10 protein-coding genes are annotated in these 11,727 nt (G+C 56.5%); 5 read left to right on the plus strand and 5 right to left on the minus strand.

Annotated elements, in window-relative coordinates:
- Window positions 1-74: 74 nt before the first annotated feature.
- Entirely contained in the window at window positions 75-506 is a 432-nt protein-coding gene (locus M7439_RS01205; RefSeq protein ID WP_308464347.1) for a hypothetical protein, read from the plus strand.
- Window positions 491-1,495 (plus strand): IS3 family transposase, encoded by a 1,005-nt coding sequence (locus M7439_RS01210; protein ID WP_308464351.1) that lies wholly within the window; start codon window positions 491-493, stop codon window positions 1,493-1,495. The genes M7439_RS01205 and M7439_RS01210 overlap by 16 nt, the downstream gene beginning before the upstream one ends.
- Window positions 1,496-2,123: 628 nt before the next feature.
- Here M7439_RS01210 and M7439_RS12915 read toward each other — a convergent pair.
- The gene (locus M7439_RS12915) at window positions 2,124-2,660 is read right to left on the minus strand and encodes a DUF1707 domain-containing protein (protein ID WP_369076391.1); all 537 of its coding nucleotides are present in this window, start codon (window positions 2,658-2,660) and stop codon (window positions 2,124-2,126) included.
- 102 nt (window positions 2,661-2,762) lie between these two features.
- Complete coding sequence (locus tag M7439_RS01215; RefSeq protein WP_298345867.1) at window positions 2,763-3,530, minus strand: crotonase/enoyl-CoA hydratase family protein; 768 nt, start codon at window positions 3,528-3,530, stop codon at window positions 2,763-2,765.
- A 220-nt stretch (window positions 3,531-3,750) separates the two neighbouring features.
- On the opposite strand from M7439_RS01215, the gene M7439_RS01220 reads away from it, so the two are divergent.
- Together M7439_RS01220 and M7439_RS01225 are read left to right on the plus strand one after the other, a co-directional pair.
- Window positions 3,751-5,358 (plus strand): hypothetical protein, encoded by a 1,608-nt coding sequence (locus tag M7439_RS01220; RefSeq protein WP_298345929.1) that lies wholly within the window; start codon window positions 3,751-3,753, stop codon window positions 5,356-5,358.
- A complete protein-coding gene (locus M7439_RS01225; protein ID WP_298345865.1) occupies window positions 5,351-6,826 on the plus strand; it encodes a hypothetical protein in 1,476 nt (491 codons plus the stop codon). Before M7439_RS01220 ends, M7439_RS01225 begins: the two co-directional genes overlap by 8 nt.
- Before the next feature lie 45 nt (window positions 6,827-6,871).
- On the opposite strand, the gene M7439_RS01230 is transcribed toward M7439_RS01225, so the two are convergent.
- A complete protein-coding gene (locus M7439_RS01230) occupies window positions 6,872-8,107 on the minus strand; it encodes an acetyl-CoA hydrolase/transferase family protein (RefSeq protein ID WP_298345862.1) in 1,236 nt (411 codons plus the stop codon).
- Window positions 8,108-8,306: 199 nt separating this feature from the next.
- On the opposite strand from M7439_RS01230, the gene M7439_RS01235 reads away from it, so the two are divergent.
- Window positions 8,307-9,011 carry an MBL fold metallo-hydrolase gene (locus M7439_RS01235; protein WP_298345859.1) on the plus strand — a complete coding sequence of 235 codons (705 nt, stop codon included), beginning with the start codon at window positions 8,307-8,309 and terminating at the stop codon, window positions 9,009-9,011.
- A gap of 59 nt (window positions 9,012-9,070) precedes the next feature.
- Here M7439_RS01235 and M7439_RS01240 read toward each other — a convergent pair whose 3' ends face one another.
- Together M7439_RS01240 and M7439_RS01245 are read right to left on the minus strand one after the other, a co-directional pair.
- Window positions 9,071-10,675 (minus strand): FAD-dependent monooxygenase, encoded by a 1,605-nt coding sequence (locus tag M7439_RS01240; RefSeq protein WP_298345856.1) that lies wholly within the window; start codon window positions 10,673-10,675, stop codon window positions 9,071-9,073.
- Window positions 10,654-11,616 (minus strand): MBL fold metallo-hydrolase, encoded by a 963-nt coding sequence (locus M7439_RS01245; protein ID WP_298345854.1) that lies wholly within the window; start codon window positions 11,614-11,616, stop codon window positions 10,654-10,656. The genes M7439_RS01240 and M7439_RS01245 overlap by 22 nt, the downstream gene beginning before the upstream one ends.
- Window positions 11,617-11,727: the final 111 nt, after the last annotated feature.

An 11,727-nucleotide genomic window follows, 5' to 3' on the forward strand; every position in this document is an offset into this window, starting at 1 on the left:
CCCTAGGTCTCAGTATCAGTGTGTGCGCGGTTAAAAAAATAAATCAATGAGGGCGAGAAGGCAGAGATGTTGGAATGGCTACCTACGATGAAACGGTGCAAGACAAGACAACCCAAGAGGTGACGGTCCCACCCAAGGCAACAAGACGGGTACTCTCCCCGAGCTACAAGGCGAGGATCTTAAAAGAGTACGATGCTTGCCCTCAGGGAGGAAAGGGTGAGCTCTTACGACGAGAGGGACTCTTCTCGTCCCAGATCACCGAATGGCGTCGGGTGATTGACCAACAGAGTGCAGAGGCGCTCTCGCGCAAACGCGGACCAAAGGCTAATCCTCTCCGAGCCCGGGTCAGAGAACTCGAACACGAGAATGAGAGACTTCGCTCTGAGCTGGAAAAGTCTCGAAGGGTCATTGAAGTCCAGGGAAAACTCTCGGCGCTGCTAGAAGAGCTCTCGCTAGGGAGCGCCGAGGATCAAAGAGAGCAAACGCAGCCATTGTCGAGGGGGTAGGAGAACTGACCGAGATCATCGGTCTTGTCGCTGCCTGTCGGTGTCTTGGGATCGCCCGCTCAAGCTATTACTACCTGGTCGATCCCCCGGTCAGGGAACCAAAGCCGAAGAGGCCCAGTCCCAGAAGGTTGAGTGATGCCGAGCGAGAACACATTCTCGAGGTCTGTCACTCGGAGCGCTTCTGTGACGTATCGGTCAGAGAGATCTATGCCACGCTCCTTGATGAGGGGATCTATCTGGCCTCAGTACCCACGATCTATCGGATCTTGGCAGAGGCTGGTGAAACACGAGAGAGGAGACGCCAGGCAACTCATCCCGCCAGGGTCAAGCCTGAACTCTTAGCCACGGGACCAGGGCAGGTGTGGTCGTGGGACATTTCTAAGCTCAAAGGTCCCACCAAGGGGAACTACTACCAGCTCTATGTGATCTTAGACATCTACTCGAGATCGATCGTTGGCTGGAGGATAGAGGATCACGAGAGTAGCGATCTAGCCAAAGAGCTCATGGGTGAGGCAATTGCAAGAGAGGGAGTCGATCCCAACCAGTTGACGATCCATGCTGATAATGGAGCCTCTATGGCCTCTCATAGCGTCGCTGAGTTCCTCGCCAACCTTGGGGTACAAAAGAGCCACTCTCGTCCCCATACGTCAAATGATAACCCCTTCTCCGAAGCCCAGTTCAAGACGCTCAAGTACCGAGGAGACTTCCCGGAACGCTTTGGCAGCCTCGAGGAGGCGAGGAGCTTCTTTGAACGCTTCTTCACCTGGTACCAGTACGAACACCATCACGCAGGCCTTGGGCTCATGACGCCCGCTGATGTCCATGAGGGCTACGCCGAGGTAATCACCGAACGAAGAGCCGAGGTGCTACGTGACGCCTATGAAACCCACCCCGAGCGCTTTGTGAGAAAGATTCCAACCCCACCCACCCTCAATACCGAGGTCTGGATCAACCGACCAACTGAAGAGGAGATGAAAGAGGGTCCTTAGACGGCCGGAAGTTAGCGTTTTGGATATTAAACTGATGAATACCTCGTACATTTTTTGTAGAGACTTTCCGAGCGCGTAGCCCCAAACCCTGTGTGTGCGCAGTCGGTAGAGGTCACAAAACGTTGACCAGGTATCCCTGTGAAATATGCCAACCCCTGCGAGGGTGGAAGATTGACTGGTTGAAATGCATATCTGATGAGCCGAGAATTGCCTCCTTGCGATTGAATTGTGCGCACCCAGAAGATGAGGTTCTACTCCTCTTGAGAGGTTGTAGGCTCAGTTGAGATAACCATCAAACCTGTTTGCGAGACGTTGTATATCATCTCTGGTCTGACCAATGACAACAAGTAGTTTGTCGTTGTCGCGACGTAGTTCAGATCATCTGAGAACTCGTCCTTATTTCAATTTCTTCTGCTGAGAGCACCGAAGGACACCTCTGTTATGACCGCGCATCCTCTGTGTCGTCGGTGTGCAACTACACGACATACGGCCGAGGAGATCGAGCCGGTTGCTCTCCTTGGTTGTTGTCCAGTGTCTGCTCACATTTATGTCGAGCTAGGGCTCCTCTGTTATGGTTCAACCAAGGTACGACCCATGCGCGCGTCGAACCATCCATCAAGAGAATCTCCTATCTCCGCCTTCCAGACACAACGACTGAGCCCATAACTGAGAGACAACTAATCTCAACAGTAGCCGATGAACCCTGTGTACGAGCATGCTTGCTCGTATGTTTTCTGCCAAATATAGCGACTCCATCAAGCCGAGCACGTTGCTCCGGACCGAGTAGGATGCTTGTCGACCCAAAAAGCGAGACAGCAATAATTCGCCGTCTAGCTAATTGAGGTAGTACAGTTAGATCAACCTTTGATCTGCCGAAACAAGAGATCACAATTGTCCTGGCATACACGGGTACAATAGACTGGTGACCAAAGAGCGAAAGTGCGAGCTTGGTGCCAACTGCGCTTGATCCGTTTTCGAGATTAGTTGGTAAGTCTTTGAGGACTGACGTCAATTCACCTATCGTCCTTGCGGCAAATACGGCATCCAAGCGATCAGAGCACTCGTTATGGTCCAAGCGTCCAGCCGATAACGCTTCCCTGAGTTGACACGCCACTTCGTCGCGGTCCCGATCCGAACAACGTTGCTCAATTTCGTCTGACATCATTACCGATCCTAGGCGACCAGGGCATTCGATCCCCACCAAATGCACCAGGTGGGTTAATTATCAGCTACCAAACTATCCGAATGCATCCTGACACGACGGATGCTAGTGATCGAATGCTCCATGACGCCCCTTACCGGCCCTGAAGTGTCTCGCCCCCTCCTGACCATCAGCCGCAAGGGAGACTCGACCATGGTGATACTCGTTACGCAATGCCTCTTCGAATGCGATCTCGAGACCTTCATAGGTTGATGCCCGATCATTGACGAGACAGACCTGCGGGAATCTTGCGATTTCCTGTGCTAAGGCGATAGCCATGGCACGTCCTTGTCCAGTGGGAACTACCCGACTGACGAGCCCCATCGCGAGCGCCTCCTCAGCACCGACTCCCCGACCGGTGAGGATCAGATCCAGAGCTCTACCAAGGCCAACGATACGAGGTAGTCTCACCGTACCCCCATCGACCAACGGCACGCCAAAACGCCGACAGAAGACTCCGGCGATCGCATCCGCCTCCATCACCCGCAAATCACACCAGAGCGCCAGTTCGAGACCACCGGCAACGGCGTAACCGTCGATGACAGCGACCGTCGGCTTGTGCATCTGCATACGGGTCGGACCGAGCGGGCCATGGCCATCCTCTTGGAGTCGATTAGTGGAACCCTCTGCAAGTGCCACAAGGTCTGCTCCGGAACAGAAGGTTCCCCCCGCTCCGGCAAGCACCGCAACGTGAGCATCACGATCACCATCGAAGGCAGTGAATGCCTCCTGTAGGCGTTCCGCCGTCGCATAGTCGATCGCGTTCCTCCGTTCAGGTCGATTGATGGTTATGATCCGGACAGACCCATCATTCTCCACCTCTACCGATGCCATCAGCACCACCCTCCTGACCGACTTTTGGCCCTCAACAATCCTCTACCAAGTTATCGCGATTCGCCGCCCTAAGCACGCCACAGTGGTCCGTTACCCTCCTTCGCCAACGCTCGGCCGCCAACCCATTAGGATTGCCATCGGTGATGGAGTTCGCCGATGGTCTCCGACTGATGACTCCTGTGACAGCGACATAGAACGAAAGGAGTGTCTCTTGTCAAAGGTGTATCTGCGAGAAATGATCCGACGTGACCCCGGCACCAGCTGGGTGACGAGTCAGTTGGTCAGCCATCAATTAGCAGAGTCTGATGCTATCAAAGCTCCGGAGAGTCTGGTGAACCCCACGGCTGAAATCGGTCGCGCCATTGACGATTTTGTCCTGACCGACCTCGCACTCGACCGCCTCTTCGCAGCCATCGACAAGGGGCTCGAACCCTTTGATCTCCTCCCTTACTTCACCACATTGCCTCAGAACCTTACTACTATTCGCTATCGTCAAGACGTTGCCAGCGATCTCCTCGTTGCCGATAATCGGTTACCGATCCTCGCCTTCTGCGAGTGTCTCGAGCGCGTCGAGTTGCAGCTAGAAGCGGCGGAGCGAGCCCGCCAACCCAGCGGAAGAGACCGATGGTTGCTCGACGCTGTCTTGACCTACACACGGGGTATCGAATCAGTTATTGCTCACCTAGGCGCTACATCCTGGAGGTCAGCAGGGCTAAAGGGACTCCAAGATGCGCTGTTGATACTGAGCCAAACGAATGACTTTCTGCAACTCTCTCGGGACGCTGAATCGGTGGCATCCGAGCTCGAGAGTATTAGCTATCAACTCCTCCTCGAAGACAATGCGATCACCGTTGAGCGTAGCGAAGGTGGGGCACGGACGGACGGCTATCGCGATCATCTTCTGCGTCTTTTCGCTCGGTTTGGCGACAGCAATGCACAGGGCATGACCACCTCAGCTACTCGTCGTTCAACTACGCACGTCGATGATCGCATTCTGGTCATCCTTGGACGGATCTTCCCAGATCAGTTCGCCCACCTCAGTACCTTTGCCAATGCCCACCAAACCTTTCTGCCGACTTGGGTTGCATCAATAGAGCGTGAACTGGTCTTCTATCTCGCTTGGATCGAAGAGATCCTTGCTTTTGAGGGTGCCGGCTTGCCTTGGGTTGTGCCAAAGCTGAATCGTGGAATTGGCCAAGAGCACGCTGAACAGATCTACGATCTTGCACTCGCGCATGATCTACTCCGGAACCACACGGTGCCAGTCACTAATCAGTGGCATCTCGATAACGACGAGTTGATCACGGTCATCACGGGACCCAACAATGGGGGCAAGACAACCTACACGCGCTCTATCGGCCAACTCTACCTCGTCACTGCGTTAGGACTGCCTGTTGGAGCCTCGGTTGCCCAGCTCACTCCACCGCCGAGTGTTGCTACCATCTTCTCGGAACAGGAAGTCGCAGATCGGATGACCGGGCGACTCGAGGAGGAGATCATCAACCTGCAGCACTTTCTTCGTGATGCGGCAGCACAAGCACTGCTCCTTGCCAACGAAGTCTTTAGCTCCACCAGTGTTGACGACGCAGTCATCCTCGGTCGCTTGCTCATCGAACGTTGTCAACAAAAACAGGTTCGCTGTATCATCGTGACCTTTGTTGAAGCGCTTGCCGCACAGGCGCCGGGTGTCGTATCACTGGTGGCGCTCAGCGACGAAGCGACGCTTGAACGGAGCTTCCGACTCGAGCGTCGGCCCCCACAAGGACGGGCACTCGCCCTTGAACTCGCTGCTCAATATGGATTAATCACTGGTGTCCCGAATGATTGAACTACATCTGCTTTGGCCACCGGGGACGACGGAACCTTCGGTACCGTTCACCGACGATCGGACCCTCGAAGACCTGGGATTCCCAATGATCATCGACGCCATGGCCGCGGGTGATGCCGATATCGCCAGAGTTGCGAAGGCGGTTTTCGTCCACGCGACAACGGATACATCAATCATTCGATGGCGCCAAGAGCTCATCACCGATGCGATCGCCCACCCACAGTTGGTCCGCGATCTCGCCCGGATCGCACAGCACGGCGCCCAGATGGAACGGCGCACCGCCTATGCAACACGGCCCCAAACCCCGATCTCGCAGCTTCTTCGTTCCCGCGAGATCCTGGCACTCCTCCTCGCGGACTTGAGGTCTCTCGCACAACGGATAGAAGAACCAGACGGTGACGTCGCATCACACGGATTACAACTTCTGTTCACAACCATTGGCGACAACTTTGACAGCGCCTACCTAAACTCGCTCGAAACCGAGCTCGAACGGCTTAGATTTGAGCACGGTTTGGTGACACGTGCTGGACTAGGTCCTGGCAACCTAACGAGCCCTGACCTCATCATCGAGGCTCCCTTCGAAGGTCGCGGATGGAGAGATCGCTTGGCACTCTCCCTTACATCCAAGCATCGCATCGAGATCGCCCCACGTGATCAAGCCGGGAGCGAGACCCTCCGAGAGCTCCGCAACCTTGCCCTCGGTCAGATCGGTGTGGCGTTAGCGCATGGACTCGATACGATCGTCAGATTCTTCGTGGCGCTTCGCGACGACCTTGCGTGGCTTGTTGGCAGCCTGAACTTGCGTGACCACCTCAGCACGATAGGCGTACCGATCTGCTTCCCTGAGCCAACAGACCAACCGTGGCAGCTCAGCTTCTGTGAACTCATCGAACCCACCCTCGCTTTGCGCTCGGGACAACGCCCAACGCCGAATGACTTTCTTGATGAGATCGCTGAACCAATCGTGATCAGCGGAGCTAACTCAGGTGGTAAGACCACCTGGCTGCAGGGAACCGCTATCGCCATCGTCATGATGCAAGCCGGTAGTTTTGTCACCGCCGAGCAGTTTCGTGCAAGCATGCGCAGCGGTCTTCGCACCTTCTTCCCCGAAGATGAGGATCGCGAACTACGACAGGGACGGCTCCAGAGCGAGTTGGCCCGCCTTGCGGCTACCATCGCAAGCCTCTCGGCCGGCGGGCTCCTCCTCATGAACGAACCACTGGCCTCGACGAATGAAATGGAGGCATCAGCCATTGTCACCACCGTCGTCGCCGAACTCACGACTCGCGGCATCACCACCATTGTGGTCACTCATTACCCCAGCGTGGCACGTGAACTCGGTGCTTACGGGATAAGCCTCCGGCCAGAAGTGATCGATAACGGGGTGCGGACCCATCGCATCCAGGCATCACCAGCGCCGAAAAACTCCTCGGCGATGGACATCTACCGACAACTCGGTGGTTGGTGAGGAGCGAAAGCCGTGGAAGAGGCGAGCCCAACTAAGCGCGATGGACTAGGCGAGATGGCTTCGTTCTACCACCTCTTGGAGTTCCGACCTGACCTTTGGATGGGCGACCTGGCCGGCGATCGCCATGGCTTGAGCCCGGGAAGAGCGACCGAACAACATCGCCCTGCCCTGCTCCGAGATGATCGCCGAATGCTGGAAGGAGGTCACGGGCCCTTCGAGCCGCTCAAGCACAGTCGAACCTTGACTTTTCTCATGCCAAGAAGGAAGGGCGATGATCGAATGGCCATCGACGGCATGGAGTGCTCCGACGGTGAAATCGGCCTGTCCACCGATGCCAGAGTAGAACCGCCCATTAATAAAGTTGGCATTGGCCTGGGCGAAGAGATCGACCTGAAACGCTGAGTTGATCGCAGTCATACGGGGCTGTTGGGCGATGATTGACGGATCATTGACGATCTCTGTGCGCACGAGTCGAAGACGCGGATTCGTATCACACCAGCCATAGAGTTCCCTCGATCCAAAGAGAAAGGAGGCCACCAGCGGATGCTCAGCATCGAGCGCACCGACGCGCTCCAGATTAAGCACACCATCGCTGATCATCTCTGACCAGATCCGCAATCCATGGGCGCTCGTCAGCTGGGCAGCAACGGCGTTAGGAATCGCACCAATCCCCAGTTGTAGTGTCGAGCCGTCCTCGATGAGCTCGGTCACGAACGAGGCGATCGTGGTCTCGGTCATGGAGTCACGGGGTAGGTCCTCCGGGCTCGTCAACGCCTGGTCACCGAAGAAGGCAAAATCGATGAGATCGACCGACAATTCACTATCGCCATAGGTGTAGGGCATCGTCTCGTTGATCTGGGCCACCACCAGGCCACCATTTCTACGAGTCTGTTCGATCGCCGCGGGCAAGATGTTCACCTCTGTCCCAAGTGAGACATGATCACCGCGCTGCCTCGAGACGTGAATGAGCGTCACCTCCGGCCTCATGAACGAACCCAGGAGTCGCGGAACCAACGACAGGCGCATAGGAAGATATTCGAGCCGCAAGCCAGCGTCACGGATAGCTGGCCCAAGAAAGGGGCTCTCGTAGGTCACGCCAGGCCGGTCGGGAATGCTTCCCTGTGGGTTCAAGATAAATAAGCGATACTGGGGCACCGCCTGATCAAAGGCCTCCAATAGCTGCTGTGGTGTGGCGAAGTTGCCGCTTGCCACCACACGAGGGACACGGTTCGTCAACTGAGCAAAATGCTCTTGCAACGTTGCAAGTGCGACGATCTTCACACTAAGGCCTCCTCATCTTCAGCGATTCATGATGCCTCCTTGGCACTCATGACCCATCTCTACGCAACCCAAAGTACCAGCTTCGATAAGCCACCTGGTTGATGGTCCGGCAACCACTCCTATCGACCCTCAAGCGAAAACGCGAGCCCTCTCCTCAGCCTACGTACCCACGGAGCGAACGACGGCTATAGTAAGGCCAATGAAGGGACCACTCCATCAAAGTGACATCCACCGGCTTGACATGGGTTATGTGGTGCGACCAGGAAGTGAGACAGCAAACGGAGCGCCCAGGGTCGAGCCAGTCTTTGCCTATCTCCTCTGCCACCCCGACATCACGATGCTCTTTGACACGGGGATCGGTGCCGTCGATCCTGAGACCGAGGCACACTATCGACCACGTCGCATCTCCCTAGAGTCAGCACTCCACGGCGTCGGCTGCACGCTCGCTGACATCGATATCATCGCGAACAGCCACCTCCACTTCGATCACTGCGGTGCAAACCCACTCTTTGGACAACGTCGCGTGTGGGTGCAAGCGAGTGAACTCCAATGCGCACGCGGACCGGACTACACGATGGAGGCACTCATTGACTTCCCCGGTGTGTGCTACGAGGTGATCGATGGTAGGGCTGAGATCGCGACGGGTCTCACCCTCGTTCCGACGCCTGGACACAGTGTTGGTCACCAGTCGCTCGTGGCTGAATGCGAAGATGGAACGTTGCTCATCGCTGGTCAAGCTACAGACTTTGCGTCGGAGTTTACGAGTGCTCATCTCGCTCAACAGGCCTTACACCATGAAGGTGAAGAAGTTGCACCGATACCACCTTGGATGGCACTCGTCGAGGGTTTCGATCCACGGAGAGCCGTCTTTGCCCATGATATGGCTATCTGGGAGTCAGACTAACACCCCGAGACGCCACCACTCCACCGCCAAACCAGCGTGAAGTTCCACCAGTGAGGAGATCACTGCCCTATCTTGCCAAGGGATCGCTCAAGCGCCAGAGGAACCTGATCGGCCTTCTCGACCATGGCGGCGATATGTCCATCTGGGCGAATCACGATATGCACCGGCTTTTCGCCAAGATCCAGCGCGCGCCGAAGGGTACGGCTTGGATCGATAGCACTGAGATCGGCAACGGCGATCGGCACCTCCTTGGGGATCTTCACCTCGCTTAGATCCTCACTGAGGACGGTGAAGCCATGGTGGACCAGTTGACGTAAGCGCTGGTGTGGCTCCCCACGATGGGATGATCCAAAGGGAACCTGAATTTCTTGATCGGGAAGTACGGTACCCGGAACTGGATCGACCGGCAATCCCCGCTGGGGACGACCACGAAACTGACGATCTGGCGATGGCGTCGTCAACGGCGAATCCACATACCAGAAGGGTTCATAGAGCCGACCCGAATCGACGTTGGCGATCGCATCAGCCGCCCCTGCGGCTGCAGCTTGGAGCAGATGCACCCTTCGCTGTCGATCCGCATCGGTCTGGGGAACCAGAAATCGCATCGTCGCTGATGTCACCTCCAGGTTCTCCAGAGCGGCCGCGCGGCGTTCAAGCTCGTAGGAGTCGAGCAGCCGCCGATCAGCGAACCCACGCACTACCATCGCAAGCTTCCATGCAAGATTCTCAACATCGTGAACTCCGCTGTTGAGGCCTCGAGCCCCAAAAGGAGCAAAGACATGCGCAAAATCTCCCGCCAAAAAGACAGAACCAACACGGAACCGCGAGGCTACCCGACCTTGAAAGCGATAGACCGATCTCCACGCCAACTGGTATGGCTGTTGGCCAACGATCTCGTGGATACGGGCATCGAGTCCACCTGAAGCCTCCTCCTGGCATAGATCAAAATCCTCGGGGACCTGCCAGTCGATACGCCATATACTGTCGGGTTGTTCATGAATCAGAACCTGACGGCCCCGGTTCCAGTCTGGATCAAAGTGAAACCGACGCTCACCTCGCTGGTCAGCTAGGTCAGCCTTGATGTCACAGATCAAGAAAAGATCGTCAAAGGAGTGGCCTGGAAAATCGACTCCGAGTTGCTCGCGTAGATGCTCGGAGTGGAGCCCGCAACAGGCAATAGCGAATCGACTCTTGATGAGCTGAGTTCCTTGCTCGGTGGCAACCTCCATCACCACACCGTGATCGTCGCTAGTGATCTTTTGAACGGTGGCGCCGCCCTCTATCTCAATCAATGGATGTACCTCGATAAGGCCGAGGAGCACCTCTTCGACTTCGGCCTGCGAGACATTGACGAAAGGAGGAAGAAGCGAGGAGCCACGATCCTTGAGTTCAACGGCAAAAATCTCTTTACCCTGGTAGTACGTGCGACTAGTCGACCAGGTAATGCCACGACGCGCCAAGACCCCAGCCCCGATCGCATCCCAGGTGTCGAGCACTTCACGCTGCTGGCAAATAGCACGAGACCCCACGCGATTCCGCTGTGGTTGTGCCTCGAGGATCTTGACCCGTAATCCCCACTGTGCACACAGCAGGGCTGCAGTCTGCCCCACCGGGCCTCCCCCGATGACGACGATATCAGGGGTCAGCTCTGTAGTTGGTCCCATACCTCACGATCCCTTATCGCCGTCCAGATCACCGGGTGCTCAACCCCTCGCAACTCGTCAAAGACACGGGCCACATCAAAGGGTATCGTGTGTTCAAAGATCGGCCATTGCCCATAGACGGGGTTGAGTGCTTGGTAACACGCCTCGAAGGCCTCCTTCAGACTCCCCCCACGGTCAACCACTTGCTTTGTCTGACTCAGCAGCGTCACCAGGAACATCCGCGATTGCTCGATGGCGGCTTGAACCTCAGCTTGACCGTGAACGACCTTACCCCTGCCACCGACCAGGTGCTCTGCGCCAAGGGCAGCGACATTGTCAAGTGTGGTACTTGCCCACTCCTGGTGATAGGCATCGCCGGTATAGAGCGCGGCCTCTGCCTCCACCAGATCCCCAGCGAAGAGTGTCTTGCTCTCTGGATGCCAGACGACGATGTCGCCGCGCGTGTGTCCCCGTCCAAGGTAGAACAGCTCGATGTGCCCATAACGTGGGCCAAGCTCAATCGTTAAACGATCCGCAAAGGTCATCGTCGGGTGGGTGAGACTCGGAATAGAGTCCGGTTCTTCAAAAAGGCGCGGCATCCTTGCGAACTCGCTCTCCCAATCCCGGCGTCCACGCTCCGCAATGAGCTCGGCCGTATTCTGGTGAGCGACGATGGCGGTTGCCGCAAAGGCGGAAGCCCCAAGGACGCGCACCGCATGATAGTGCGATAGCACCAAATACCGCACAGGTTTGGTCGTCACCTCGCGCAGTCGCTCGAGCCAGCGGCGGGCTGCAACTGGCGTCGCGCGCGCCTCAATGCAGACGAGGAAATCCTCACCCTCGATAGCTCCAACGTTGGGGTCCCCTTGCGCACTCATTGCAAAGACCCCGGGAACGATCGTCTCAAATCTCTCCTGTTTCGGACTGAGATCCGCTGACGATGCAAATGGTTTACTGGTCATCTCATCACCTCTCATTATTCACAACTATCTTGACCCGCACTCGACATGCTCTTCTCTCGGCCGACGCCGACACCGACAGTGACGTCATCGACGACGGCGGCATCCAAGGCC

It is taken from the genome of Ferrimicrobium sp., from assembly GCF_027319265.1.
Taxonomy (GTDB): Bacteria; Actinomycetota; Acidimicrobiia; order Acidimicrobiales; family Acidimicrobiaceae; genus Ferrimicrobium.

What these genes read in the sequence shown, in the direction of transcription:
- M7439_RS01205 (WP_308464347.1), top strand. Translation starts at nt 75, where the DNA reads ATGGCTACCTACGATGAAACGGTGCAAGACAAGACAACCCAAGAGGTG.
- M7439_RS12915 (WP_369076391.1), bottom strand. Translation starts at nt 2,660, where the DNA reads ATGATGTCAGACGAAATTGAGCAACGTTGTTCGGATCGGGACCGCGAC.
- M7439_RS01215 (WP_298345867.1), bottom strand. Translation starts at nt 3,530, where the DNA reads ATGGCATCGGTAGAGGTGGAGAATGATGGGTCTGTCCGGATCATAACC.
- M7439_RS01225 (WP_298345865.1), top strand. Translation starts at nt 5,351, where the DNA reads ATGATTGAACTACATCTGCTTTGGCCACCGGGGACGACGGAACCTTCG.
- M7439_RS01235 (WP_298345859.1), top strand. Translation starts at nt 8,307, where the DNA reads ATGAAGGGACCACTCCATCAAAGTGACATCCACCGGCTTGACATGGGT.
- M7439_RS01240 (WP_298345856.1), bottom strand. Translation starts at nt 10,675, where the DNA reads ATGGGACCAACTACAGAGCTGACCCCTGATATCGTCGTCATCGGGGGA.
- M7439_RS01245 (WP_298345854.1), bottom strand. Translation starts at nt 11,616, where the DNA reads ATGACCAGTAAACCATTTGCATCGTCAGCGGATCTCAGTCCGAAACAG.